Raw genomic sequence first — 25,562 nt, 5'->3', positions numbered from 1 at the left:
TATGCCGTGTGGCTCAGGCCCGCAGCGTCAACCCGTCGGCGTCGCTCGCAGTGTCGACGGTGACCTTCTCGCCGTCGCGGACGGTGCCGGCCAGGACAGCCCGGGCGAGCCGGTCGCCGATCTCCTTCTGCACCAGGCGGCGCAGCGGCCGGGCGCCGTAGGCCGGGTCGTAGCCCGCCTGCGCCAGCCAGGCCTTCGCCGCGTCGGTCACGTCGAGGGTGATCCGGCGGTCGTGCAGACGCGTCGCGAGTTGGCGCACCTGCAGGTCAACAATATGCGTCAGCTCCGCCTGAGTGAGGGCGTCGAAGATGACCACCTCGTCGAGCCGGTTGAGGAACTCCGGCTTGAAGGACGCGCGCACCGTGGACATGACGGCCTCGCGCTTCTGCTCCTCGCTCAGCGTCGGGTCGATGAGGTAGTGCGAGCCGAGGTTGGAGGTCAGCACCAGGATGACATTGCGGAAGTCGACCGTACGGCCCTGGCCATCGGTCAGGCGCCCGTCGTCGAGGACCTGCAGAAGGATGTCGAAGGTCTCCGGGTGGGCCTTCTCGATCTCGTCGAGGAGCACGACGCTGTAGGGGCGCCGGCGTACGGCTTCGGTGAGCTGGCCACCCTCTTCGTAGCCGACATAGCCGGGGGGCGCCCCGATCAGGCGGGCGACCGCGTGCCGCTCGGAGTACTCGGACATGTCGATGCGGACCATGGCCCGCTCGTCGTCGAACAGGAAGTCCGCGAGCGACTTGGCGAGTTCGGTCTTGCCGACGCCGGTGGGGCCGAGGAAGAGGAAGGATCCGGTCGGCCGGTCGGGGTCGGCCAGGCCGGCCCGGGAGCGGCGTACCGCATCGGCCACGGCCTCGACCGCGGCCTGTTGGCCGATCAGACGCGAACCGATGATCGACTCCATCGAAAGCAGCTTCTCGGTCTCGCCCTGGAGCAAACGACCGGCCGGGATGCCCGTCCAGGCCGAGATGACCTCGGCGATGTCGTCCGGTCCCACGCGTTCCTTGACCATCAGATCGGTTGTGCCACGGGCGATTTCGTCCTCATTCGCCTTGGCGAGCTCCTTTTCCAGCGCAGGGATCTCGCCATACATCAGCCGCGAGGCGTCCTCATATTTGCCCTCGCGCTGGAGGCGTTCGGCCTGGGTGCGCAGATCGTCGAGCTGGACCTTGAGGTCGCCGACGCGATTCAGCCCCGACTTCTCCGCCTCCCACCGGGCGGTGAGCGCATTGAGCTCCTCGGTGCTGTCGGCCAGCTCTGCGCGCAGCTTGGCCAGGCGTTCTTTGCTGGCGTCGTCTTTCTCGCGGGCGAGGTGCAGCTCCTCCATCTTCATCCGGTCAACCGAGCGACGCAGTTGGTCGATCTCGACCGGGCTGGAGTCGATCTCCATGCGCAGCCGTGAGGCCGCCTCGTCGACGAGGTCGATGGCCTTGTCGGGCAACTGCCGGCCGGTGATGTAGCGGTCCGACAGCGAGGCGGCGGCCACGAGGGCAGTGTCCTCGATCTCAACCTTGTGGTGGGCCTCGTAGCGTTCCTTCAGGCCGCGCAGGATCGCGATGGTGTCCTCCACGCTCGGCTCACCGACGAAAACCTGCTGGAAACGGCGCTCCAACGCGGGGTCCTTCTCGATGTGCTTGCGATACTCATCGAGGGTGGTCGCGCCGACGAGGCGCAACTCGCCGCGCGCGAGGAGCGGCTTGAGCATATTGCCGGCGTCCATCGCGCCCTCGCCGGTCGCCCCGGCTCCGACGACCGTGTGCAACTCGTCGATGAAGGTGATGATCTGTCCGTCGCTGGCCTTGATCTCCTCCAGGACGGCCTTGAGCCGCTCCTCGAACTCGCCCCGATATTTCGCGCCGGCCACCATCGCGCCGAGGTCGAGGGAGAGAAGTCGCTTGTCCCGCAACGACTCCGGGACGTCCCCGTCGACGATGCGTTGGGCGAGTCCCTCGACGACGGCGGTCTTGCCGACGCCGGGCTCGCCGATGAGGACGGGATTGTTCTTGGTGCGGCGCGAGAGCACCTGCACGACCCGGCGGATCTCGGTGTCGCGGCCGATCACCGGGTCGAGCTTGCCGTCGCGAGCCGCCTGGGTCAGGTCCGTGGAGTATTTGTCGAGCGCCTCGCTGGTCGCATCCGGGTTCTCGCTGGTGACCTTGCGGCCGGCACGCAGATGCTCGATCTGGGCCTCGATCGCCTTGGCGTCGACACCTTTGAGCGCGCCCTTCTCGGCCAGCGCGAGGACGAGGGCGTCGGTGGATAGATAGGTGTCGCCCCAGGCTTGCATCAAGGTGTTGGCTTGGGTGAGGACGGGCAGGACTGCCTGGCCGAAGCCGGGTCCGCTCGTCGAGCCGCTGACGCGCGGGAGTTTGCCAAGCTCGGCGCGCGCCGCCGCGGCGACGGCCTCGGGGCTGGTGCCTCCGGCTGCGAGAAGGGCGGGCACGGTCGTTTCCGGCACCTCGGTGATCGCGAGCGCGAGGTGGGCAGGGGTGATCTCGGGGTTGCCGGCCGCCTGCGCCGAGCGCTGCGCCACGGCGAGGATCTCGGCAACCTTGGTCGTCGGCTTAAGTTCCATAAAGGTGTATGACTCCTTGAATCTTGAGCAGGGGTTTGGTTCTGTCTTACCAGAAACAACGCGACCAACGTTGAGTGTATTCCGCTCAACTTTCACGGCTCGGGACTCACCGGCCCCAGGCGCCGCGTGCGCCTGCATAATGCATGCATTGCCGTTAGGATCCGGCTATGCCGAAATCGATCACCATCCGCAACGTCCCCGACGAGGCCGTGCGCGAGTTGGCCTCCCGCGCCGCCCGGGATGGGCGATCGATGCAGGAATACCTCCGGGGTGAACTCGTCCGGCTCGCGAGTCGCCCCGATCCGGCCCTGTGGTTGGAGCGGGTCCGCGCGCGCAAGGCCGAAGAACCGGTCGAACTGACCGTCGAGGAGATCCTGGACTCCATCCATGCTGACCGGAGGTAGCGAGTTCGTCGTCGACGCCGCGGTTCTGGTCTCGATGGTCACGGCGGTCGGGGCAGGGCCTGAGTGGGCGGAGGATCTGTGTCTCGGCTCGGTCCTGCACTCGCCCCACCACGTGTTGCCCGAGTGCGCGAATGCCATTCGGCGATTGGAGCGGTCGGGCTCGATCAGTGGCCGACAAGCGGAGGGCGCCCATCGCGACCTGCTCGCCCTCGACCTCGACGTGTGGCCTTACGCTCCCTTGGCATTTCGCGCCTGGGAGTTGCGACACAGGTTGACGTCGTATGACGCGAGCTACGTCGCCCTCGCGGAAGCACTCGGGCTCCCGTTGGCCACGCTCGACGCCGCCATCCCTACGACGCCGGGGGCCCGATGCACCTTTCTGACCCCACCCGGGCCAAACTGACGGGTATGCCCGATCTGCCCGATTGGCTCCCCGGCCCCATTGCCCTCGCCCCCATGGCCGGCGGCCCCTCGGCCCCCGAACTCGTGTCCGCAGTGTCCGGCGCCGGCGCGCTCGGCTTCCTCGCTGCCGGGAACACGACTCCGGACGCGCTGGCCAGGAAGCCAGCCGCAGTCTGCATGCGGGCGCCACGCACTTCGGGGTGAATCTCTTTGCACTGAAACGTGATCCGGTCGACATGGACGCGATGAGCAGATATGCCGATCGGCTCGCCCCGGGGGCCGCTCGCCTCGGCGTCGATCTGGGCCTGAGCGATTCGGACGACGACGATCACCGCGCCGCCAAGGTCGACCTGCTCGCCGACCTCGCGATCCCGGTGGTCTCGTTCACCTTCGGCCTGCCATTGTGTGGGCGAGATCGCGAGCTTGCGGGCTGCCGGGATCGTCGTGCTGGCGACCGTGACGTCACTCGAGGACGCGCTGGCCGCCGACGCCCTCGGCGTCGACGCGCTCGTCGTGCAAGGCCCGAAGTCCGGCGGTCATCGGGGGACGCACTCAGCGGCCACCGAACCCGACACCCGCCCACTCGACGAGTTGCTCGCGGCTGTTCGCGCGACCATCGCGCTGCCGCTGATCGCGGCGGGCGGGCTCACGTCGGCCGCGGATGTCCGTCGCGTGCTCGATCTGGGCGCCCTCGCGGCGCAATGCGGCACGGCCTTCCTGCGCTCCCCGGAGGCCGGCACGAGCGCCACGCACCGTGCCGCACTTGTCGACGGCCGGTTCACCGAGACCCTGGCCACCCGGCCCTTCACGGGACGCGTCGCCCGAGGGTTGCGCAATTCCTTACGGCACAACTCGATGCAGTCGCGCCGATCGGCTATCCCGCAGTGCACCAACTCACCCGGCCGCTGCGGGGCCGCCGCAACCAGGGACGGCGATGCCGAATGGACCCGCCTGTGGGCCGGCGCCGGCTGGCGCGCTGGCACCGACCTCTCGGGCGCCGACGTGGCGCGCTTGCTGACTACCTAGATTGCCTGGGCTCAAGTCAACGACAACCATCTGCCTGCCCCCGTGCGTCTCTATCACGACAATGCGTTCACGAGGAGGTCGAGATGAACCCCGCGGAGTTCGACCGGTGGTATGCCACGGCATACCCGCGGCTGGTCGGTCAGCTCACGCTGATCCTTGGCGACCGGGCCGAGGCGCAGGACGCGCTTCAGGAGGCGTTCGTCCGCTTCTGGGATCGCCGAGCGGCGTTGACCGATGTCGCGTCCCGCGACGCCTGGATCCGCACCACCGCCCATCGGTATGCCGTGAGCCGCTGGCGCCGGCTGGCGCGCGGGCGTGAGTTGACGCGGCTGCTGCCCGAGCAGCGCGTGCCCGACGAACTCAGTCTCGACCGGGCACACTAGTCGCGGCCCTTCGGCGCCATCTTGCGACCGCAGGGGGTCTCCTCTGGCGACGGCCGGTGTGAGCGCGGGCGCCGCGATCTGGAATCCGTTGGCGTCGAGCGCCCCATCCGACCCGGCAAGCACCACGCGCTTCAGCCCGGCACCGGGGGATGCGGACCTGATCGGCAACTACCCGCACATCCTCGCGCTGCCTGCTGGCGGCACGGCCCTGCTAGCGGGGCCCGACGTGATCTCGGGAACGGCGTTCATTACCGACACCGACTGCCTTGCGCTGCGCTTGCCCGGCCCATCCGGCGAGCAGGGCATCGCCACGGCGCTCGTCCTGCCACCCGGGACGCTGTCCACGGAGAGCCGCAGCAATCCCGGTGCCCTGCTGGGCAATGACGCGATCCTCCCGCAGGGTGCCAAGATCTGGCGACCGGAACGGCATACCCGACGGACAACGGTATGCCGCGGCGTGCCCCGGCACTACCGGCTACGTCGAACTCAACCGGCCCGATCTGATCGGCTGGGTCCGCCGCTGGAGGATCGGACGCCCAACACCGACGACAACTTCACCGCCGCGACCGGCGTCACCTGGATGACATCGATCGGCGCGGTGACTCTCGCGCCGGATGTGGTGAGCGGCGGCGAACGGACCGTCACCGAGCCCGCTTCGGCCTCCGCGGCGCGGGCACCATTGGGCCTGACCGGATCGTCGATCACCCCGGCCGACCAGCACGTTGCCGTCGTCAAAGACCCTGCCGCGCAGCAGATTCGGTGGCTGACCCTGCATGCGGACGACAGCACGGCCTACGACGCCATGCGCGCCTGGGGCGAGGCCGCCAACCTGGCCTCGGGGACCGCCGTCGCCGGTCCGCCGGACCTCATGAGCACGTATGCGGTGACCTCCGACGGCGACGACCTCCTGATCGTCCAGACCTTGACCGACCAGACCGGCGCGCTCTACGTGGGCAGAGGGCACCTTGGGGGTCCGGCGGATCGGCAACGCCCTGCTTATGGTGTGGTCCACCAGCGAGGCCAAGGCCACGCCGGACAACGCCATCGCCTGGACGACCGGCGATCAGGAACTCCTGGCCACCCTCGGCAAAGGCCTGTGCCGCTTCACCGCGACCGGTTGCGACTGAGCGCCCCGGCCGCTTCACCGCGACCGGTTCGACTGAGGTGACCGCAACGCGGGGTGCCACGTGGTGGTCCCTGCCAGCCGCGCCAGCGACCGAGTGCGGATGGAAGTGGCCGCCGCCCCCTCAGGCACCCCGGGTGACATGTGGCCGCTCGCCGCCGGGTGCGTCGGAACGTCAGTGCGTTGGCTCGAGCCAGGTATGCACGAGCGCCACCACGCTCGCGCCTTCCCCGGCCGCACTGGCGACCCGCTTCATCGAGCCGGCGCGCACATCGCCCACGGCGAAGATGCCAGGCACGCTCGTCGCCAGGCTCGCCGGCGGACAGCCGTCGATCCAGTGCTCCATGGGCACATCCCGGCCGGTGAGCACAAAGCCCTTCTCGTCGCGCATGACGTCCGGCGGCATCCATTCGCACCGCGGTTCGGCACCGAGGAGGAGGAAGAGCCCGCGCACATCGACCCGCTCACGCGACCCGTCCAAAGTCGACTCCAGTTCCACCCATTCCAGCGTGTCGGTGCCGCCGCCGTCGACGACACAGGCGTTGCCGCGCACCGTGATTCGCGGGTTGAACGAGATCTCGTCGATCAGATACTGCGACATGGTCGCGCTCAGATCCGGCCGGCGAACGACGATCGTCACGGTCCGCGCGAAGCGCGCGAGATGCACTGCGGCCTGCCCCGCCGAGTTGCCGCCCCCGACGACGAGGACGTCGTAATCCTCCATCTCCCGGGCCGCCGTCATCGCCGCGCCATAATTCACGCCGCGGCCGACATACTCATCGACAGACGGAATGTTGAGCTTGCGATAGTCGACGCCGCACGCGATCACGATCGCGCGGGCGCGCACGTCGGCACCCTCAGTGCACACCACATGCGGCTCCCCGTCCACGCCGGTCTTGACGCCTGTGACCGGCCAACCGGTGAAGAAGCGGGTGCCAAAGCGCAGCGCCTGGGACCGCGCCCGTTGGGCGAGCTTGGTACCGGAGATGCCTTGCGGGAAGCCGAGGTAGTTGCGGATCATCGAGGAGGTCCCGGCCTGACCACCGATGGCTTCCGACTCGATTGCGATCGTTCCGAGGCCTTCGCTCGAGGCATACACCGCTGTGGCGAGACCGGCGGGTCCGGCACCCACCACAACCACATCGACGACCGTTTCGACGTCGATCTCGTCCGGCCGCCCGTAGATGGACATGGCCACATCACGAACCGAGGTCGGCGCCACGATCTCGTCCTTGCTGAAGACGCGGACCAGCGGCCAGCTGGGCTCACCGTCATACGCCTCGACGACCGCGCGGCCGACCTCACTGTCCGGCGGATAGACCCGGCTCGGAGCCCCGATCCGGAAGAGGTAGTCACGGATCGCAAGCACCAGTCCGCGGCTGTCGGGCGAGACGATCTGCACCGAATCCACCAGTGGCGCCGCGATACTCGCGCCCCACTCGTTGAGCAGTTCGACGATCGCGAGGTGGAACTCCTCGTCCCGCAGCCCACGCGGCATCAGCAGGAAGGCGTCGAACTTGCCTTTGGCCAGCGCCGGCCGGAAGGCCACGGAGTCCTCACGGAAGTACTCCCAGGGCGCCACCAGCACGCGCCGGCTGGTGGGGACCAGCGAGCGCAGCATGTGCAGGGCCGTCGGCGCGAGGTTGTCGGGCAGCCGCGAATCGGAGACGAACATCGCCACCTGCACGCCGCGGCGCGTTAACGACATGGTCACCGAGATGGCCTCGTCGACCGATCGCGTCTTGGCAATCTCGTAATCGCGGGCATACCGGCCGAACTCATCGACAAGCTGATCGGCATGCTGCGCGGAGACGACGACGATGGCTGGCTTGGGAGCATCCGTCATGCTCGCGAATATACGTCCGCCCCAGGTCTCTACGTGTTCAGTCCGTCTGGGCGCACTGAGCTATTGGCTGGTCCGCTTGGGGGGGCCAGATCCTCGATCACGATCAGAGACGCGTAGCGCACGAGGTCGCGGACATTGGCTGTCATGATCGCGTAGGCACCGTGAGCAAGGGCACAGGCGACGACATTGGCGTCGTGCACCTGCTTCCCTACGGCCGGGATGTCGAGAAGGAGGTCGCGGAGTCGGGTGGTGGTCGCGGGGCCCTCGCCGAGCATCGTGGAGATCATCTGGATCTCCTCGACGTTCGCAACCGCGTCGGCGGGACCCAACCCCAGACCGTTCACCTGGACCGGGCGGGTGGCAACTGCGAGGTACTAGCGAACGATCTGAGGAGTTACAGCCAGCCGCCGCTCGTCGTGCCGCAGGAAGGTGGTCGCGGCCCGGTGGTGGGCACGACTCCCATCCGTGGCGGCCAACAAGACGGTGGTGTCGACGACGACGAGAGCGGGAGGATCAGCGGCCGTCGGGGTGGACTACGTCTTCTTAATAGCGCGACTCCGGCTCGGGGTCGTACCACCCGCCGCGGTCGGCGACCGTGGCCTCGAAGCGATCGCGCAGCCCATCCGCCACGGGACCCGTCTCGTCGGCCACATTGGCTTCGCGCACATAGACGGCCCACTCGTCGGCCTCGGGGTCGTCCTCGCCCGCGAGTGGCTGCCGGATCACGCGGATCTCGGTGAAGCCCTCGTCGCGTAGCTCCTGCGCGACCTCGTCGGCGTCGTCGCGCTCGGGGAAGACCAGCAGGTGCTCCGTCATGGTCAGGATCGTATGACGGACCACCCGCCGAAATGGGTCGACGCACGGCGAGCCGGGTGATCCACAATTCCGTCATGACCGCTCTGCCCCTTCCTTCCGCCGCGCACCACCGCACGCCGGAGGAGTTGGCCGCGTTTCTGCCGGAACTCCATGCCGCGCCGAAGGATTCGGGGACACTCAAACTCATCGTCAGGCGCCCGGCCGTGGGCGAGCGTGAGGTGCTCGACGTCGGGAGGCTGGACCCGGCATGCGGGATGGAAGGTGACAACTGGGCTGATCGCGGCTCGTCGCGGTCGCCCGATGGCGGTCCGCACCCCGACATGCAGCTCAACGTCATGAGCCACCCGATGGTGGCCTTCCTGGCTGGCGACCCGGCCCTGGAGCCGCTCGCCGGCGACCAGCTCTATCTCGACCTCGACCTCTCGCACGACAACCTCCCGGCGGGGACGCGCCTGCTCTTCGGTGACCCCGACGCCCCGGGCGCGGTGATCGAGGTGACCGAGCAACCGCATGCGGGCTGCAAGAAGTTCGTCGCGCGCTTCGGCGCGGAGGCGATGCGCTTCGTCAACGGCAAGGTCGGCCGCCCGCTGCGCCTGCGCGGGCTCAACGCACGCGTCGTCCTGGCGGGCCCGATCCACGCGGGCGATGTCGTGACTGTGCGCCGCCCCTTGACCTAAACCCTGCTGACACAGGTTAGGTGTCCTCCAGCAGGGTCTACCGTGCTCGAGGACACCTAACCTTTGCTAGGACACCCCTCGAAGTTCTCCGCTCCTTCGGCCCACGCAGAGCGTGGGACCCAGCTCCGATACTTCGTGGGGACCCCGTCCACAATGACTTTCGCGACACGGCCGCAGCAGAAGTTAGGCAACGGGGCCAGAGGGAGAAGCACGTATGCCGAGTGCCAGCGCGCGTGAGCGGGCGTGGGTGCCGCTTGCTGTCGTCGCAGCCGCTGTGCTCGCGATGGCGATCCTTTTCGCCGGCCCGCTCGCCACCTTGCGCGACGCGCTCTTCGGCGAGTCGACGCCGAAGCCCGGCGACACCACCTTGCTGGAGATCCGCAAGACCGCCGAGCTGCGGGCGGCGACCGGCTCCTATTCGGTGCCCGTCTACTTCGGCATGGACGAGCACGGCGTCAACAAGGTCATCCCCGACATCTTCGACGCCAACAGCGGAGTGGCCATCTATCAGGGCTCGATCGACGCCCTCATCGACCTGCACGGGCTGACCGAGAGCGACATTAAGGCGGACAAGGCCGCCGGCGCCCTCACCCTGACCGTGCCCCCGCCCACCTTGACCACCCCGAACATCGACGAATCCCGCTCCAAGGTCGTCGCCCAGAACCGCGGCATCGGCACCCGCGTCAACGACTTCTTCGCGGGCACTCCCCTGGAGCAGCGCGAGGCACTGGACCAGGCGGCCGTGCAGGCCCTTCAGCAGGCGGCCGCCGAATCGGGCCTGGAACAGACGGCCCGCGACAACGGCCGCGACTTCCTCACCGCACTGGGCCACAATCTCGGCTATCCCACGGTGACGGTCGTCTACCGCGACGAGCCCGCAGCCCGCTGAACGCGACAAATGGGGCAACGGACCGGGACGTTCGCAACCTCCCGGCCCTCACGGGTGCCCGCTGGCTCGCTGCCCTGGTGGTTCTCGTCCACCACGCCGGCCTCGCGGCCTACCTCAGTGGTGAGCCACAGCGGTCGCTGCTGACCGTCGGGCGGGTCGGGCACGTCGGGGTGATCTTCTTCTTCGTCCTGTCCGGCTTCGTCCTGCTCTGGTCCACCCCGCCGTCGGCGAGCGCGGCAGCCTTCTGGTGGCGACGGGTCGCGCGCGTCGTCCCGCTCCACCTGGTGACGGCCGCCGCGGCCCTTCTCCTCGGTTTCACCATCGCACCCAGCCTCGGTCCAAGACCGGCGACCGGCGGCTGGCCGGCGACGATCGCCAACGCCGTCCTGCTCAGCTCGTGGGTGCCCACGTGGTCGCAGGCCGGCGACCCCGTGAGTTGGTCGCCGGGCTGCGAGGCCTTCTTCTATGCCCTCTTCCCCGCCCTCGCGCTGCTGGCCGGCCGCCTGCGGGCTCGCGGTGCGTGGGCACACCTTGTCGGGGCCGCGCTGGGCGCGCTCGCTGCCGCGCTCGCCATCGATACCGCCACCCTCGACCTCAGCCGGGTCCCCTTGATGCGCCTGCCGGAGTTTGTGGCCGGCGTCGCCTGGTGCAGGGGCGCGCCTGGCCGCGCATGCGCTCCTCCGTGGCGCTGCTGTTGCTCGCCGTCGGGTGGGTGATCGCCTGCCACGCCAGCCGCCCGTATGCCGTTGCCCTGGCCACCCTCCCCGGTTTCGTCGCGCTCATCGGCGCCCTCGGCGAGCAGCAGAATTACGGGGCACGGGCGACGCCTTCGCTCGGTGGTTCTCGCGGCCCACTTTGGTCCGGCTCGGGGAGTGGTCGTTCGCCTTCTATCTGGTCCACATTCTGGTGATGCGCACGATCGAGCACACCGTGATCTCCCATCCCGGCTGGCGAGTCGGGCCAGGGCTGGCACTGCTGCTCGGCGTGCTGGCGCTGGCCCTCGGCATCTCCGCACTGCTCCACCACGCCATCGAGGTCCCCGCCAATGCCGCGATCCGGGCGCGCACCCAGCAACGCTCCCCTCCTCTCAGCCCGTGACCGGCGGCAACGAGGCCACGGTGTCGCGGTATTGCGTTGGGGCGGCGCGGCGGTCGAAGTCACAGCTTCGTCATCGTCCGCGTGGCGGCGCCGACATGTTTCCTCGGTGCTCGGGCTCCGGGTCCGGTGGCTGGACGGGTCTCCGGCGCCGGCAACGGGTCACAGTGTCAAGTCGTAGATGCCGGTTGTGGAAGTGACGTGGACGTGCCCGTCGTCGACGATTGCAGTGCCGGGGATGATCTTGCGACCGGCGGGGTCGGTGATCGGGGTGCTGGAGAGTTGCTGTCCGGTGGCGGCGTCGTAGGTGGTCAGGGCGCCGGCGATCGGGACACAGAGGATGCCATTGGCTTGCGTGATGCGGACCTCGTCCAACCATCCGGGTCGCGGCAGCGGCGTGGACCATTTCTCGTGGCCGTTGAGGTCGACCGCGACCAGGTACCGGTCGCGAAGAGTCTTGACGGACCGGACCAGGTAGGCCCGGTCGGCGTCCACCGTCACTTGCGACCAGATGCCGGTGGTGACATCGATCGACCAGGGCCGGTCACCATTTTCCGGGTTGACCCGGGTCAACTCGACTCCACCGTTCGGGTCGTCCTTCGCGAACAGCCCGATCAAGTCCTTCCCGTTCGTCGACAACGCCTTGACGCCAGCATAATTGCGCGTCCGCAACTGGCGTCCGGTTGTCGGGTCTGTGGCGTACAGGGTTGGCCCCCCGACGCTGTAGAGAACCCCAGCGGACGTCAGGGTCAGTTCGAAGACACCGGCGTCGTATGCCACCCAGGCGAATTCGCCCGCCTTGGGGTCGAATGCGCCAGGGAGGCTGCGTACCCAGTGTGTGCCGCCAACCAACAGCTTGCCGGCGTAGGGGAAGGTCAGGTCGCCGCGGGAGCCCCACACATACGCGCCGGTCTCCAACATGAAACGCTGGAGCCCGACCCACATAGTGCCAGATGAGGCATCAAGGTAGGGTCCGCCGTCGCCGCTGCAGTATTGGATCTCGCTCGGGTTGTCCTCGTGGTACTCCCACAAGACCCGTCGCGAGGCGAGGTCGAAGGCGGCGATATTGCCGGTAAGCGTGCAGGCATACCCACGCCCGGCCAACGTCGCCAACCAGGCGAAGGCATTGTCCGGGTCCTCCCCACCCACCGCGAACCTGCCACCGACCTTCAGATTGGCGACGGTGCCTTTGGTGACTTGCTTCTCATACAGGTTGACGAAGTTCCGGGCCTTGCTGAAGCCCGCCATCCGCCAATCCACGCCCACCCGCAACCGACCGTTCGCGGCCCTTCCGCCCTGACTCGCACGCACCGTCACCATCCCCGGCACCATCGCCCAGGGCACCAGGACCCGGACCGTGAACCGGCCGGTCCCGTCCACCCGAGCTGCGACGGAGCCAGTCCCAAGCCTGATCGCAACCGTCGCATTCGGGAGCCACCCCTGCCCGGTGACCGTGACCTTCCCGCCCGGGTGCATCGCCGCCGGGCCGATCCCAATCCCCGGCGCGGCAACTGCGGCTGCCGCGCCGGGCACCGTCGCCTGACTAACCACTGCCTCCGTCCTGGGCGAAGAAAGAGTCACCCCCCCAACAAGCACCAGCGCGATGACCCCTGAGGCACCACACTCGCGCCGTGAAACGCGGCGACCAATTCCTGCGACCCACTGGACACCCCACTCTCCAACAGCGGTCAGCATTCACCTCCACCCGTCGTGCGTAAATGGGCATAGGCGGGCGGGCCCACCGTGCAAGCAAGGCTGCTGCCGACCCTCGTTCGCCCGGACGAGATTCGGTCGCGCCGGCCCCGCCGACTAAACTGGTGCGACGTGGTGTCATACCTCGTCGAGCAGCCCGTCCTGCTCCTTTTCGTTCTCCTCGCCCTCGGCACCGCCCTCGGCAATATCCGGGTGAAGGGCATCTCGATCGGGCCGGCCGCGGTGCTCTTCGTCGCCCTCGGTGCGTCCGCCATCGATCCCGAGTTGGCCCTGCCGGCGATGATCGGCAATGTGGGGCTGGCGCTCTTCGCCTATGGCGTCGGCGTGATGGCGGGCCCATCCTTCTTCTCGTCGCTTCGGACCGGCGCGAAGCCGGTTGCGCTCGTCGCCTCCACGCTGGCCGCGGTGGGTGGGCTGTGCTGGGGGCTCGGCGCCCTCCTCGGCCTGACCCCCGGATCCATCGCGGGCCTGTATGCCGGCGCCAACACCAACACTCCCGCGCTCGCCGCCGCGGTCGAGCGCGTCGGCGGGGCCCCCGATCCCACGGTCGCCTACGGGCTGACCTACGCAGGCGGGGTGATCATCATGCTGGCGGCCGCGGCATACGCCCTCCGCAGCGCACCACCCGAGGGCGGCATCGACGAGGCGGCACCGGACCCGATCCGCAATGCCACGATCAAGGTGACCCGCGACAACGTCTTGACCGTCCGCGAACTGACCTACACGCCATACGGGCGCGTCCTCTTCTCGCGCCATCAGGTCGGGGACAACGACATCCATGTCTCGCGCGGCGACACCCTGCTCAAGACCGGCGACCGGGTGCTCGTCATCGGGCCGCAGCGCGCGATCGACCATGTCGTCAAGCAACTCGGCCGGCTTTCCCAGATTCGTTTGGACGAGGAGCGCAGCGACGTCGACTTCCGGCGAATGGTGCTCTCGCAGAAGCAGTTCTACGGCCGCACGATCGCCGACCTCGAGCTGTGGCGCAAGTATGACGCCCGCGCCACCCGCGTGCGTCGCGCCGATCACGACTTCCTCGCCACCGACGGATTCATCCTGCAGGCCGGTGACCGCATCCGCGTCGCCGCGCCGAAGGAGCGGATGGCCGATGTGGCCCGCTATCTCGGCGACAGCGAGCACGGCAGCTCCGACATCAACCCGCTCGGCCTGGCCGTCGGCGTCGCGCTCGGGCTCCTGCTCGGCCAACTCCCGATCCTCATCCCCGGCCTGGGCACCCTCGAACTCGGCCATGCTGCGGGGCCGCTCATCGTCGGCCTGATCCTCGGCCGGCTGCAGCGGACCGGCCCGGTCGTCTGGAGCCTGCCGCACCAGTCGATCGAGGTCCTCAACCAGCTCGGCATCCTGCTCTTCTTGGCGTATGCCGGCGGCCGCGCCGGCACCGCATTCGTCGACGCGATCCAAAGCCCCTTGGGGCTCAAACTAATTGCAGCCGGTGTTCTCGTCACGGCCGTGCACGCGATTGCCTTGATCGGCATCGCCAAATGGGTGCTGCGGGCATCGGGCCAACGCATCGCCGGGTATGCCGCCGCCTCCCAGACCCAGCCGGCCGTCCTGGCCTTCGCGAACTCGGCCACCAACCACGATGAGCGTGTCGCCCTCGGCTACGCACTCGTCTATCCGGTGGCGATGGTGACCAAGATCGTCATCGCCCAGTTGCTGACCCTCACCTGACGAGCAGTGGCCCGGCAACGAAAGAGCCGCCGTCTTTCGCATTTCTGCTAGATGCCGGCGGCTCTTCTCGGGGTCTCCGCGCGTCGTTCAGCGGCTGAGTGCGTCCCAGAGCACCAGCGCCTGTGAGCGCGTATGCCGCGGCCGCTCCCCGGGGCGAATCGCCATTGCGTCCCCGGTCGGTCCAACCGCGAAAACCCTTCGCCCACTGGCGATCTCGGCCTCGCGTAGGGCGTGCGTCAACTCGGCAACGCGGGCCTGCAGCGCATCGACCTGATTCTCCAGAGTCATGATGCGCAGGATGCCCGCCAGCGAGATCCCTTCGTCCTGCGTCAGCCGCTGCACCTCGCGCAGGCGGACGACATCACGCGCCGAATAGCGGCGGCCTCCGCCCTGGGTGCGCGAGGGCGTGACGAGCCCGAGCCGGTCGTACTGACGAAGGGTCTGCGCGTGCATACCGGCAAGTTGCGCCGCGACCGAGATGACGAAGACCGGGGCGTCGTCGTCGGGACCGAATGCGTGAAAGGCCATGTGGGTCAGGCCCTTTCGGCCTCAGCGAAGATCTCAGCGCGCGGGTCGACGCCGGCCTCCTGCTCACGCAGCGCCTCGACCGCGGCCTTCGCCTCATCGGAAAGGCGTTGTGGCACAACGACCTGCACCTTCGCAAGCAGGTCGCCAGTGCGCGACTTGGTCGCCACCCCACGCCCCTTGATGCGCAACACCCGGCCCGACGGCGTGCCGGGGGCCACGCGGACTTTGACCGGCTTGCCGTCCAGCGTCGGCACCGCCACCGTCGCACCGAGGGCTGCCTCGGCGAAGGTCACCGGCAGATCGAGCGTGAGGTTGTCGCCCTCGCGCCCGAAGACCGGGTGCTTCTCGACCGTCACCGTCAGGATCAGGTCACCGCGGGCGGCGCCTGGATCGCCTTCGCCGCCCTTGCCGCGCAGCTTGATCTTCTGCCCGTCCTTGACGCCGGCGGGGATGCGGGTGGTGATCCGCTGCCCGTCCAGTCCCGACAAAGTGACGGTCGATCCGGTGACGGCCTCACGGAAGCTGAGCGTCGTGCGGGCCTCGATGTCGTGACCCGGCTGCGGTCCGTGAGGGGCGCCATACCGGCCGAAACCGCCTGCGCCGCCAGGGAATCCACCTTGACCGCCAGGGTATCCGCCCTGGCCGCCGAAGCCGCCTTGGCCGAAGAGCCCGCCGAGGATGTCCTCGAGATCGGGTTGGGCACCACCGCCGGTGTTGAAGCGAACATTGCCGCCCTGCCCACCGCCGAACATCGAGGAGAAGACATCCTCGAAGCCGGCGCCTCCCGTGGCGCCGCCCGGCCCGCCCGCGGTGAAGCGGGCCCCACCACGCGCCATCTGGCGGATCGCGTCATACTCCTGACGCTGTTTGGGGTCAGACAGCACCGAGTGGGCCTCGGTGATGTCCTTGAACTTGCGCTCGGCGGCCGCGTCCCCGGCGTTCTTGTCCGGGTGGTGTTGTCGCGCGAGTTTGCGATAGGCCTTCTTGATGGCCGCCGCGTCGGCATCGCTGGGGACGCCGAGGACCGCGTAGAAGTCTTTCTCGAACCAATCCTGACTAGCCATCCTGGCGTCCTCCTCTCCTGAACTGTGGTTTCACGTGAGCGCTATCGATCCCTCAGCTGGGGTCTGAGACGGCCACGCGGGCCGGCCGGATGACCCGGTTTCCGGCACGATAGCCCGGCTGGAGGACCTGGACGATGGTCGTCGTTGTCGCACCAGCCGGAAGCTCGGCACCGGGCAGGTGCATCAGCGCCTCGTGGAACTCGGGGTCGAAGGCCTCGCCCACGGCGCCGAAGCGCTCGAAGCCAAAGCGGCCTAGCGTCCCTTCCAGCTTGTCGGCGATCGCTGCGAACGGCCCGCCGGTCAGGTCACCGTGATCGCGCGCGCCCTGGATGTCATCCATGACGGGAAGCATGGCTTCGAGGACATCGGCGATCGCGCGCTCCTGAATGAGCGGGCGGTCCCGATCGACGCGCTTCTTGTAGTTGACGTATTCGGCATTGAGCCGCTGCAGGTCGTGCAGCCGCTCCGCAGCGAGGAGGGTGTCCGGGTGGACGGCATCCGGGGCTTCTGGCGCGACGGCGACGGCCGGGTCGACCGCCGCATCGTCGTATGCCGTGTCCCCGCCCGCGGGCCCGGCCGAAGCCGGGCCCGCGGGGGCGCTGCCGTCGTTGACGGCGTCCCCAGCGCTGGCGACTGCGTCGCCGCCACTGTGGGCCGAGGCGTTCACCGCATCCTCAGCGCTCGACGCGGGGTCGCTCGCCGGGGTGTTGGGGAACTCGGTCACTTCTTCTCCTCGTCGTCCTCGACGACCTCGGCGTCGACGACATCGTCATCGCTCGCACCCGAGGCGTTGTCGCTGGACGCACTGGAGTCGGCACCGGGAGTCTCCGCGGAGTCCGCGGCGGAGGTCGCGGCATACAGGGCCGCGCCCATCTTCTGGGACTCCTCGTTGAGCTTGGTGACCTTGGCGTTGAGGTCCTCGACGGAGGTGTTGCTCTCCGGCTTGATGGCCTCCTTGAGGTCGGCCAGGGCCTCGTCGACCGGCTGGCGCATCTCGGCGGTCAGCTTGTCGCCGGAGTCGGCGAGGAACTTCTCGGTGGAGTAGACCAGCTGCTCGGCGGTGTTGCGGGCCTCGGTCTCCTCGCGGCGCTGGGCGTCCTCGGCGGCGTGTGCCTCGGCGTCCTTGACCATGCGGTCGATCTCGTCCTTGGACAGAGCGGAGCCACCGGAGATGGTGATCTTCTGCTCCTTGCCAGTGCCGCGGTCCTTGGCCGTGACGTGGACGATGCCATTGGCGTCGATGTCGAAGGTGACCTCGATCTGCGGCACGCCCCGCGGGGCCGGCGCGATGCCGGACAGCTCGAAGGTGCCGAGGTTCTTGTTCAGCTGCGCCATCTCGCGCTCGCCCTGGAAGACCTGGATCAGCACGGAGGGCTGGTTGTCCTCGGCGGTGGAGAAGACCTCGGACCGCTTGGTCGGAATGGCGGTGTTGCGCTCGATGAGCTTGGTGAACAGGCCACCCTTGGTCTCGATGCCCAGGCTGAGCGGGGTGACGTCGATGAGGAGGACGTCCTTGCGCTCCCCCTTGAGGACACCGGCCTGGAGGCTGGCGCCGAGGGCGACGACCTCATCGGGGTTGACACCCTTGTTGGGCTCCTTGCCGGTGAGTTCCTTCACGAGGGCCGACACCGCCGGCATACGGGTGGAGCCACCGACGAGGACGACGTGGTCGATGTCCTCGAGCTTGATGCCGGCGTCCTTGATGACGTTGTGGAAGGGCTGCTTGGTGCGGTCGAGCAGGTCCTTGGTCATCTGCTCGAACTGCGCCCGCGTGAGGGTCTCGTCGAGGTGAATGGGGCCGTTCTCGGACATCGAGAGGTACTGCAGGCTGATGTTGGTGCTCGTCGCGGACGACAGCTCCTTCTTGGCCTGCTCGGCAGCATCCCGAAGACGCTGCATGGCGATCTTGTCCTTGGACAGGTCGACACCGGTGGTGTTCTTGACCGTGGTCAGCAGGTGCTGGACGATCCGGTCGTCCCAATCGTCGCCGCCGAGGCGGTTATCGCCACTGGTCGCCTTGACCTGAATGGTGGCGAAGCCGTCCTCCGGGTCCTTGCCCACCTCGAGGAGGGAGACGTCGAAGGTGCCACCGCCGAGGTCGAAGACGAGGATGAGCTCGTCCTCCTTGCCCTTGTCGAGGCCGTAGGCCAGCGCGGCCGCGGTCGGCTCGTTGACGATCCGCAGGACGTTGAGGCCCGCGATCTCGCCGGCCTCCTTGGTGGCCTGGCGCTCGTGGTCGTCGAAGTAGGCGGGGACGGTGATGACGGCGTCGGTCACCGGCTCGCCGAGGTAGGCCTCCGCGTCACGCTTGAGCTTCTGGAGGATGCGAGCGCTGATCTCCTGGGCGGTGTAGGCCTTGCCGTCGATGTCGGCGGTCTTCCAGTCGGTGCCCATGTGGCGCTTGACCGAACGCAGCGTCCGGTCGGCGTTGGTGACGGCCTGTCGCTTGGCGACCTCACCGACGAGGACCTCGCCGTTCTTGGAGAACGCGACGACCGAGGGGGTGGTGCGACCGCCTTCGGCGTTCGCGATGATAGTGGGCTCGCCGCCTTCGAGGACAGCGACGGCCGAGTTGGTGGTGCCGAGGTCGATACCGACTGCACGGGCCATGTGGGGTGCTCCTTGGTTGGGGATGAAGTTGAGTTGCTTGCACTCAAGCTACGACCCCGTATGCCTCTTGCGCAACCCCGGGTCCGTAAACTTGCGTCTACCTGACTCAACTCCTCTTCCCGGTGGAGTGTTCCCGCTACACCAAACTTTCTCCGACGAGCCCTGTAGGTTGACGCGCATCTTGTCGGATTGCCAATAGCTTGCCGGGTGCGTGTCGGTTTGCCAGCAAGTTGTCCATGAGGTTCATGCTGGACGCATGGGGCCGCCGACGGCGCGCGGATCGACCGAACTGCGGTAGTGCACTGCATCTGGCGAGGAGGTCGTGACGCCCCTCGCCGATGTCGAGGTATGGCGGTCGCGGCCGGATCGCCGGTTCGCGAGTTCTCTTGGCACCCTCGCCAGGGCAACTACCCGGGGTGGTTGTGGACGGGGACGCTCGTGGGCTACGAGAGCCTGCTGGAGCCGGACCGGGTCCTGCTGCCCGACTTCGACGTTGCGGTGACGGGGATCGCCAGTCCCAGTCAGCCATTCTGGCTCAGTGGCCTCGACGAGGGTGTGCAGCGCCGGCACGCTCCGGACTATCTCTTGGCCTGTGCGGACGGCTCGGTCGTCGTGGTGGATGCCAAACCTGCCCGCATGTGTCAGGAGCCGGTGGTGGCCGCGGTTCTTGAGTGGACGGCAGGCTGTGCCGAAGCAGGGCTGGCGCTATGAGGTGTTCCATGGCGGGGACGCGGTCGTGATGGCGAACCTCCGGTTCCTGGCCCAGGGCCGCCGATCGATGTTTCTGGACGAGGAGTGCGTCACCGTCGTGTCCGCGGCCGGGCGTTCGGGAATGACGTTGGGACAGATCGAGGGTCGGGTGTCGGGGTTCGATCCACTGGACGTGAGGGCTTCGGTCTTGGCGCTGCTTTGGCGGAAGGCGTGGACGACAGACCTGACTCGGCCCTTGTCGAGCCGCTCGGTGGTCTCCGTGCCGGTGAAGGAGAAGCGATGCTGAGCGGCGTCCCGACCCTCGAGACGGGCTCGAGGTTCTGGTTCGAGGGCGAGGTGTGGGAGGTCGACACGTTCGTCGGGGACAGGTGCGGCTGCGCCGCGATGCCACCGTCCGTTCGGTGTCCACGTCCGCGCTGCTGGACGCGGCGAGTCCGCTCGATGAGCCGGAGGACGGGCACGGCGCACATGGTGATCCGTTCGCCCTGCCCACGGTCGTCCTGGCCGCCCTGACTGTGAAGCAGCGCCGTGAGGTGGAGCGCCAGGTAGAGGAGCGCGCACCGGGTCCCTCTTGGCGGCCCACGGTTCTTGTCGTTGACTCTTGACTCATGGTGCCAGATGCGCTATATGAAATCCATAGCCACTGCCCGTCGTCCTGCGCGTCCGGCTCGTGCCGCCCGAGGGCTACCGGCTTGATGGCCGCGACCTCCACGTCCAACTGACGCTCTCCCCATGGGAAGCCGCACTCGGCGCCACCATCACCCTCGACACACCGGCAGGGCCGGTGAGCATCGACGTGCCCCCCGGAACGTGCTCCGGCCGAGTCCTCACCGTGCCCGCCCATGGCATCCCCAACCCGAACGGACCCTTCGGTAACCTGCACGCCCACACTCACATCCTCGTGCCCGCCAGGCTGACACCAGCCGAACGAGACCTCTTCAAGCGCCTTGCCACAACCTCGAACTTCAACCCAAGAACTCCGACAGCGCCCGGACCGTGACCCCCCAGAGCGCGGACAGACACCCCGGCACGCTCGAAACCCCGGCCCTTGGGCCAAGGATCTGGAGCCCGACCACGTCGATCACGCCCGCGTTCACGAGTGGGCTCGCGACGGGTTGTCCAGCGGTTGGGCCTCGTGGTCAATCACCCAGAACGGCGTCGTGCGCATCCTGAGCCAGCCGGCCTACCCGGGGACTGTCACAGTGACCGAAGCAATCGCGCTCCTTTCCGCATCGATCGCGGACACGGATCATCAGTTCTGGGCGTGCGGCCTGAGCCTGGTCGACCCTAACGTTGTCACCCCATCAGTGCTGTTGGGGCATCGGCAGGTGACCGAGACCTATCTGCTCGCCCTGGCCGTGCACCGAGGGGGGCGCTTCGTCACCATTGACCGGTCGGTGCCTCTTATCGCTGTTCCTGGCGCCAGCGAGGAGCACCTGACCGAGCTGTAACCGTCCGCGTCGGCATCGTGCCCCAGGAGCTGGACGGGCGCATGCCAGTGACGCCGAGGGCGAGGGCCAGGCCCCAGATGAGGCACAGCGGATCCCATAGCCAGGCGTGGCCGATCATGCCTGCGCGGTCGTAGCCGCCGTCCGGTCGGATGGCCCGCCCAGGACGAGATTCCCCACGACCGTGTTGACCCCGCCCTAGAGAATCATCGCCGAGGCACCCAGCCAGCACACGCGACGCCCCCAGACGCCGAGCCGCCCGATGCGCCAGTGCGCGAGAGGCAGAGCAGCAAAGCCGGCCTTGACGATGGCCACCGGAATCAACAGCCAGCGGTGGCCCTCGAACTGAGTCACCAGCCGTCCTCCCAGCGTGCTCAGCAGTCTCCGCCCAGTCCCCAATGGGCGCTAAACCCGAAGTGCAGGAGCCCGACGAGGGCGGCCAGCCCGAATGCCAAGCGGGTGACGGCGCGGTCGCGGTGGATCGGCATACGGTAAGCGTCGCCGAGGCAGTGGCGCAGCCGGTATGGGCATCGACCCGGTCCGGACCCGAACGCCACCACCAGAGACTCGGCTCGCGTTCATGACAAATGTCATGGGGATGCGCCCTGGCGGCGCGCAAAACTGCGTTGAGCCGCCGGATCCGGCGGCAATCTTTCGGCCCGAAAGGCAATCCCGGACATGGTGGTTTCGAAACGCAGTCAACTCGCCGTCATCGCCTCCGCGGCCTCAGTTCTGGCCCTCGCGGCACCCGCAATGGCTAGCGCGTCCAACGCTCACAAGGTCGTCACGGCGGCGCCGTCGTGGACCGCGAGCCTCAGGACCACCCGGGCGCCGGTCGCATCCGCGCGGATGGACGTGTACGTCGTGCTCGCGCTGCGCGATCCCGCCGGTGCCGAGTCCCTTGCCGCGTCGGTCTCGAACCCCGGATCGGCCAGCTACCGCCATTTCGTCACCGCCGCGCAGTGGCGCCAACGCTTCGCGCCGACGTCTGAGCAGGCTGCCCAGGTGTCGAACTGGTTGCGGGCCAACGGGTTTTCGATCGACGAGGTCCCCTCCAACAACCGCTACATCCGGGCTAGCGCGCGCACTTCGGACATCGAGAAGGCCTTCGGCACCCGCCTCGGGACTTTTCGCCGCAACGGCCAGGCCGTCACCGCGCCAACCACGGCACTGTCCGTGCCCGCCGACCTCGCTGCTGTGGTCGCGGGCATCGGCGGCCTCGACACCTCCGCCATGGCGCACCCGATGAACGCGGGAGTCGAGCGCACCCAGGCCCGCGGCAGCGGCGACCCGGTGCCGCCCGGCCAGCTGCCGCCGCCGGAGCCCGTCTTCCGCAACTCGGGCCCCTGCTCCACGTACTTCGGCGAGAAGACGGCCACCTCCGTGATCAACTGGCAGGGCACCAAGCGGCCCTACGCCCCGTGCGGTTACAAGCCGGCGCAACTGCGCGGCGCATACGGGGTAGGGACTGGCGCGGGCAGTGGCAAGGGGGCACGGATCGCCATCACCGATGCCTTCGCCGCCCCCTATATCAAGGCTGATGCACAGGCGTATGCCCGCAAGAACGATCCGGGGCATCTGTGGCGGCCGGGGCAGCTGACCCAGGTCTTGCCCAAGAGCTACCACCACATCGACGAATGCGGCGGTGCCGGGTGGTACGGCGAGGAGACCCTGGATGTCGAGTCCGCCCACGCCCTCGCACCCGACGCCAATGTCGTCTACGTCGGCGGACGCAGCTGCATGGACGCCGACCTCGACGCCGCCATCGACAAGGTGGTCAACGGCGAACTCGCCGACATGGTCAGCAACTCCTGGGGCGAGACCGAGAGCGATGGCTCAGCGGTCGCCGATATGACCCACCAGACCGCCCTGCAGGCGGCAGCCCAGGGCATTTCGCTGCTCGTCTCCTCCGGTGACAACGGCGACGAGATCGCCAACACCGCGCGCCGGCAGGCCGACGCCCCGGCCAACGACCCCTTGTTCACGGCCGTCGGCGGGACGTCCCTGGGGGTCAACAAGACCAATGGTTATGGGTTCGAACAAGGCTGGGGCACGGGCAAATCCGTCCTAACGGACGGCAAGTGGGATCCGATGCCGCCCGCGTGGGTCTACGGCGCCGGCGGTGGCACCAGCCGCCTGTTCACTCAGCCGGCCTACCAGAAGGGCGTCGTCCCGGACACGATCGCCCACTACTTCGGCACCGCGAAGGCCATGCGCGCGGTCCCGGACATCGCCCTCGACGGTGATCCGCAGACCGGCTTCCTCATGGGAATGACGCAGACCTTCCCCGACGGGTCGCTGCGCTACTCGCAGTACCGCATTGGCGGCACGTCGCTCTCCTCGCCCCTCATGGCCGGCGTGACCGCCGACGCCATCTCGCTCAGCGGCGGCGCCAAGCTGGGATTCCTCAACCCCGCGATCTACGCGATGGCCGGCTCGAGCGCCGTGCGCGATGTCAACCACGGCCGGACCGTCGACACCGCCGTCGTCCGCGTCGACTACATCAACGGCTTCGATGCCGCGGACGGATTGCGCACGAGCCTGCGCACCTTCAACCAAACCGGCACGATCTACACCCGCCCGGGCTATGACGATGTCACCGGCGTCGGCACCCCCGCCGGCACCGCTTTCCTTCGGGCGCTCAGCCGCTGACGCCGCAGGACCGACGAGCGCGTCACCGTGGGACTCCCCGCGGTGGCGCGCTTGTCGTATGCCGCGCCCCGCCCACCCTCTGCTGAGCCCGCCTCGTCGGCGGGGGCGTGGCGGGCGCCACGGCGGGGCACGGCGGGCACGGCGGGCACGGCATACGGGATGATCGGGCACGTGAGTGTCGTGGACCGGGTGGACGGGTTCCAGCGCCGGCATCCGGTCCTGGGCTTCCCGATCGCCGTGGCCTGGAAATTCTTCGACGACTCCGGCGGCTATCTCGCAGCCCTGCTGACGTACTACGGCTTCATCTCGCTCTTCCCGCTGCTGATCCTGATCTCCACAATCTTGTCCGTGGTGCTGGTCAACGACCCCGGGCTACAGCAGGAGATCATCGAGTCGGCGCTGCGCCAGGTCCCCGTCATCGGCGACCAGCTCGGCGACCCCCGGTCGCTCTCGGGCGGACCGGCGGGTGTCGTGATCGGTAGCGCGGTGTCGATCTATGGCGCGCTCGGCGTCGGCAATGCCCTGCAGTATGCGATGAACACGATCTGGTCGGTGCCGCGCAACTCCCGCCCCAACCCGATCCTGACCCGCGGCCGGAGTCTGCTGATCGTGCCGCTCGGGTTGCTCGTCGTCACCGCGTCAACGACCATCGCGACGATCGCCGCGTCCTACGACTTCGGCAGCGCCACCAAGTGGCTGGTCATGCTCGCGACGATCCTGCTCAACGCCGGCGTGATGTATCTGACCTATCGCATCGGCGTCGGCGTGGCCGAGCGGCGCCATTTGATCGTCGGCTCGGTGGTCGCCGCTGTGCTGCTGCAGGTCCTGCAGACCTTCGGCGTGGTCTATGTCGGCCGGGTCGTGCGCGATGCGTCCGCCAGCAATGGTGTGGTCGGCTTCGTCCTCGGCCTGCTCGCCTTCATCTATCTCGCGGCCGTCATCCTCATCGTTTGTGCCGAGATCAATGCGGTGTCCGCGAAGCGCCTCTATCCCCGCGCGTTGCTGACTCCGTTCACCGACAATGTCTCGCTCACCGACGCCGACAAGAGGCAATACGCCGCCCAGGCGCGCATGATGCGGACCAAGCAGTATGAACGTATCGACGCCACCTTCGAACCGCCCCCGGAGCGGTCTGCCCGACCCCCGAAGTCGGTGGGCGAGCCGGCGAAAACGGGTGGCGAGGCGCAGGGTGAGCCGGAGGGTGACCCGCAGGCGGAGGCATCGAGGTAGCGGGCTTGGTGCGCGGCATACTTCCCGCATGGCGTATGACGAGGAGTTGGCCGACCGCATTCGCGAACTGGTGCAGGACGAGAGTGGGCTGACCGAGAAGAAGATGTTCGGTGGCCTGGCGTTTCTGATCGGCGGCCATATGGCGGTTGCTGCGGCCGGTCATGGCGGATTGATGGTTCGCAGCGACCCCGCGAAGGCCGACGACATCGTCGACGATGTGGTCATCTCGCGGATGGAGATGCGCGGCCGGCCGATGGGCGGGTGGTTGCGCGTGACCGAGGAGGCATTGGCGGATGAAGCGATCCTGCGCCGTTGGGTCGATCATGGCGTCACGTATGCCCGCTCCCTCCCGCCGAAGTAACCTCACTGAGCGCACAACCGAGTTGCGCTGTCGCGCAAGGTGATTGCGCGATTCGCCCGGATGATACGCAACTTCGGCGCAGACTGCGCAGCATGCAACTGCCTCGTGGCCTGACCGTCATCGCCGGTGTCTGCGCCTTATGGCTGGCCGCGTGCACGGGAGTGAGCGAACGGCATACGTCCTGAGCGCGACGGCGCGACCCACCACGACGACGAGCGCGCCCAGCTCGGCGGCGACGCCGACGGTGACCGCACGGCCAGGCATCGACCAAGCCCCGGACGCCCCGCGCTATCCGCTGCCGGGCGCTGCGGGCCCGG

Annotated in this window: 29 protein-coding genes; 19 read left to right on the top strand and 10 right to left on the bottom strand. The window is 68.3% G+C overall.

The genetic code is table 11. From position 1 onward, the window contains the following. Positions 1-13: 13 nt before the first annotated feature. Positions 14-2,575, bottom strand: coding sequence for an ATP-dependent chaperone ClpB (gene clpB, locus ABD209_RS13305; RefSeq protein ID WP_344067225.1), 2,562 nt, complete (start codon positions 2,573-2,575; stop codon positions 14-16). Between the two features lie 167 nt (positions 2,576-2,742). On the opposite strand from clpB, the gene ABD209_RS13300 reads away from it, so the two are divergent. From ABD209_RS13300 to ABD209_RS13275, 6 genes are all read left to right on the top strand, one after another. Next, positions 2,743-2,979: a FitA-like ribbon-helix-helix domain-containing protein gene (locus ABD209_RS13300; RefSeq protein ID WP_324386976.1), complete on the top strand. Its 237-nt coding sequence runs from the start codon at positions 2,743-2,745 to the stop codon at positions 2,977-2,979. Further along, on the top strand, positions 2,963-3,382 hold the full coding sequence (locus ABD209_RS13295) for a type II toxin-antitoxin system VapC family toxin (RefSeq protein WP_344067222.1): 420 nt from the start codon (positions 2,963-2,965) through the stop codon (positions 3,380-3,382). The genes ABD209_RS13300 and ABD209_RS13295 overlap by 17 nt, the downstream gene beginning before the upstream one ends. A 5-nt stretch (positions 3,383-3,387) precedes the next feature. Further along, positions 3,388-3,585, top strand: a complete 198-nt coding sequence (locus ABD209_RS13290) for a nitronate monooxygenase (protein WP_344067218.1) — start codon at positions 3,388-3,390, stop codon at positions 3,583-3,585. A gap of 201 nt (positions 3,586-3,786) precedes the next feature. Continuing rightward, on the top strand, positions 3,787-4,407 hold the full coding sequence (locus tag ABD209_RS13285) for an NAD(P)H-dependent flavin oxidoreductase (RefSeq protein ID WP_344067215.1): 621 nt from the start codon (positions 3,787-3,789) through the stop codon (positions 4,405-4,407). An 83-nt stretch (positions 4,408-4,490) separates the two neighbouring features. Continuing rightward, positions 4,491-4,790 (top strand): sigma factor, encoded by a 300-nt coding sequence (locus ABD209_RS13280; RefSeq protein WP_344067213.1) that lies wholly within the window; start codon positions 4,491-4,493, stop codon positions 4,788-4,790. Positions 4,791-4,848: 58 nt separating this feature from the next. Continuing rightward, positions 4,849-5,958 carry a hypothetical protein gene (locus ABD209_RS13275; protein WP_344067210.1) on the top strand — a complete coding sequence of 370 codons (1,110 nt, stop codon included), beginning with the start codon at positions 4,849-4,851 and terminating at the stop codon, positions 5,956-5,958. A gap of 130 nt (positions 5,959-6,088) precedes the next feature. Here the strand turns inward: ABD209_RS13275 and ABD209_RS13270 are convergent, their stop codons facing one another. From ABD209_RS13270 to ABD209_RS13260, 3 genes are all read right to left on the bottom strand, one after another. Then, on the bottom strand, positions 6,089-7,759 hold the full coding sequence (locus ABD209_RS13270) for an NAD(P)/FAD-dependent oxidoreductase (protein WP_344067207.1): 1,671 nt from the start codon (positions 7,757-7,759) through the stop codon (positions 6,089-6,091). A 29-nt stretch (positions 7,760-7,788) separates the two neighbouring features. Next, entirely contained in the window at positions 7,789-8,046 is a 258-nt protein-coding gene (locus ABD209_RS13265; RefSeq protein ID WP_344067205.1) for a PIN domain-containing protein, read from the bottom strand. Between the two features lie 256 nt (positions 8,047-8,302). Then, entirely contained in the window at positions 8,303-8,575 is a 273-nt protein-coding gene (locus tag ABD209_RS13260) for a hypothetical protein (RefSeq protein ID WP_344067203.1), read from the bottom strand. A 74-nt stretch (positions 8,576-8,649) separates the two neighbouring features. Here ABD209_RS13260 and ABD209_RS13255 point away from each other — a divergent pair, with 74 nt between their 5' ends. The 4 genes from ABD209_RS13255 to ABD209_RS13240 all read left to right on the top strand — a co-directional run bounded on the left by ABD209_RS13255 (position 8,650) and on the right by ABD209_RS13240 (position 11,239). Further along, on the top strand, positions 8,650-9,252 hold the full coding sequence (locus tag ABD209_RS13255) for a hypothetical protein (protein ID WP_344067201.1): 603 nt from the start codon (positions 8,650-8,652) through the stop codon (positions 9,250-9,252). 214 nt (positions 9,253-9,466) lie between these two features. Next, entirely contained in the window at positions 9,467-10,141 is a 675-nt protein-coding gene (locus ABD209_RS13250) for a DUF4230 domain-containing protein (RefSeq protein WP_344067199.1), read from the top strand. Continuing rightward, positions 10,024-10,857: an acyltransferase family protein gene (locus tag ABD209_RS13245; protein WP_344067495.1), complete on the top strand. Its 834-nt coding sequence runs from the start codon at positions 10,024-10,026 to the stop codon at positions 10,855-10,857. Before ABD209_RS13250 ends, ABD209_RS13245 begins: the two co-directional genes overlap by 118 nt. Positions 10,858-11,050: 193 nt before the next feature. After that, positions 11,051-11,239: a hypothetical protein gene (locus tag ABD209_RS13240; RefSeq protein ID WP_344067196.1), complete on the top strand. Its 189-nt coding sequence runs from the start codon at positions 11,051-11,053 to the stop codon at positions 11,237-11,239. Between the two features lie 159 nt (positions 11,240-11,398). Here ABD209_RS13240 and ABD209_RS13235 read toward each other — a convergent pair whose 3' ends face one another. Beyond that, positions 11,399-12,787, bottom strand: coding sequence for an outer membrane protein assembly factor BamB family protein (locus ABD209_RS13235; protein ID WP_344067193.1), 1,389 nt, complete (start codon positions 12,785-12,787; stop codon positions 11,399-11,401). A gap of 273 nt (positions 12,788-13,060) precedes the next feature. Here ABD209_RS13235 and ABD209_RS13230 point away from each other — a divergent pair, with 273 nt between their 5' ends. Beyond that, complete coding sequence (locus tag ABD209_RS13230) at positions 13,061-14,641, top strand: aspartate:alanine exchanger family transporter (protein WP_344067190.1); 1,581 nt, start codon at positions 13,061-13,063, stop codon at positions 14,639-14,641. Positions 14,642-14,728: 87 nt separating this feature from the next. Here the strand turns inward: ABD209_RS13230 and ABD209_RS13225 are convergent, their stop codons facing one another. Genes ABD209_RS13225 through dnaK form a run of 4 tightly spaced genes read right to left on the bottom strand, consistent with a single transcriptional unit; the run spans position 14,729 to position 18,843 of the window. Further along, complete coding sequence (locus ABD209_RS13225) at positions 14,729-15,169, bottom strand: heat shock protein transcriptional repressor HspR (RefSeq protein ID WP_344067187.1); 441 nt, start codon at positions 15,167-15,169, stop codon at positions 14,729-14,731. Between the two features lie 5 nt (positions 15,170-15,174). After that, the gene (locus tag ABD209_RS13220; RefSeq protein ID WP_344067184.1) at positions 15,175-16,233 is read right to left on the bottom strand and encodes a DnaJ C-terminal domain-containing protein; all 1,059 of its coding nucleotides are present in this window, start codon (positions 16,231-16,233) and stop codon (positions 15,175-15,177) included. Between the two features lie 52 nt (positions 16,234-16,285). Then, positions 16,286-16,957, bottom strand: a complete 672-nt coding sequence (locus tag ABD209_RS13215) for a nucleotide exchange factor GrpE (RefSeq protein ID WP_344067181.1) — start codon at positions 16,955-16,957, stop codon at positions 16,286-16,288. Further along, the gene (dnaK, locus tag ABD209_RS13210; RefSeq protein ID WP_344067178.1) at positions 16,954-18,843 is read right to left on the bottom strand and encodes a molecular chaperone DnaK; all 1,890 of its coding nucleotides are present in this window, start codon (positions 18,841-18,843) and stop codon (positions 16,954-16,956) included. Before dnaK ends, ABD209_RS13215 begins: the two co-directional genes overlap by 4 nt. Before the next feature lie 348 nt (positions 18,844-19,191). Between dnaK and ABD209_RS13205 the strand changes: the two genes are divergently transcribed. The 5 genes from ABD209_RS13205 (at position 19,192) to ABD209_RS13185 (ending at position 21,005) form a co-directional block, all read left to right on the top strand. After that, complete coding sequence (locus tag ABD209_RS13205; protein WP_344067175.1) at positions 19,192-19,554, top strand: hypothetical protein; 363 nt, start codon at positions 19,192-19,194, stop codon at positions 19,552-19,554. Then, complete coding sequence (locus tag ABD209_RS13200) at positions 19,529-19,840, top strand: hypothetical protein (protein ID WP_344067172.1); 312 nt, start codon at positions 19,529-19,531, stop codon at positions 19,838-19,840. Before ABD209_RS13205 ends, ABD209_RS13200 begins: the two co-directional genes overlap by 26 nt. Before the next feature lie 115 nt (positions 19,841-19,955). Beyond that, complete coding sequence (locus tag ABD209_RS13195; RefSeq protein WP_344067168.1) at positions 19,956-20,159, top strand: hypothetical protein; 204 nt, start codon at positions 19,956-19,958, stop codon at positions 20,157-20,159. Positions 20,160-20,197: 38 nt separating this feature from the next. Continuing rightward, positions 20,198-20,554, top strand: a complete 357-nt coding sequence (locus ABD209_RS13190; RefSeq protein WP_344067494.1) for a DnaJ C-terminal domain-containing protein — start codon at positions 20,198-20,200, stop codon at positions 20,552-20,554. A gap of 160 nt (positions 20,555-20,714) precedes the next feature. Then, positions 20,715-21,005, top strand: coding sequence for a PIN domain-containing protein (locus ABD209_RS13185; RefSeq protein ID WP_344067165.1), 291 nt, complete (start codon positions 20,715-20,717; stop codon positions 21,003-21,005). A gap of 195 nt (positions 21,006-21,200) precedes the next feature. On the opposite strand, the gene ABD209_RS13180 is transcribed toward ABD209_RS13185, so the two are convergent. Next, positions 21,201-21,356: a hypothetical protein gene (locus tag ABD209_RS13180; RefSeq protein ID WP_344067162.1), complete on the bottom strand. Its 156-nt coding sequence runs from the start codon at positions 21,354-21,356 to the stop codon at positions 21,201-21,203. A gap of 324 nt (positions 21,357-21,680) precedes the next feature. Here ABD209_RS13180 and ABD209_RS13175 point away from each other — a divergent pair, with 324 nt between their 5' ends. From ABD209_RS13175 to ABD209_RS13165, 3 genes are read left to right on the top strand one after another with little or no spacing between them, the layout of a single operon-like run. Beyond that, the gene (locus tag ABD209_RS13175; RefSeq protein ID WP_344067159.1) at positions 21,681-23,654 is read left to right on the top strand and encodes a S53 family peptidase; all 1,974 of its coding nucleotides are present in this window, start codon (positions 21,681-21,683) and stop codon (positions 23,652-23,654) included. Between the two features lie 27 nt (positions 23,655-23,681). Beyond that, positions 23,682-24,884, top strand: a complete 1,203-nt coding sequence (locus tag ABD209_RS13170) for a YihY/virulence factor BrkB family protein (protein WP_344067156.1) — start codon at positions 23,682-23,684, stop codon at positions 24,882-24,884. Between the two features lie 28 nt (positions 24,885-24,912). Then, entirely contained in the window at positions 24,913-25,245 is a 333-nt protein-coding gene (locus ABD209_RS13165; protein WP_290721207.1) for a TfoX/Sxy family protein, read from the top strand. The last annotated feature ends 317 nt before the right edge of the window (positions 25,246-25,562 follow it).

The sequence above is a fragment of the Nostocoides vanveenii genome (genome assembly GCF_039531165.1).
Classification (GTDB): Bacteria; Actinomycetota; Actinomycetes; order Actinomycetales; family Dermatophilaceae; genus Nostocoides_A; species Nostocoides_A vanveenii.
Note: the sequence above shows the minus strand (reverse complement) of the source record. Positions and strands in the feature narration are given on the sequence as shown.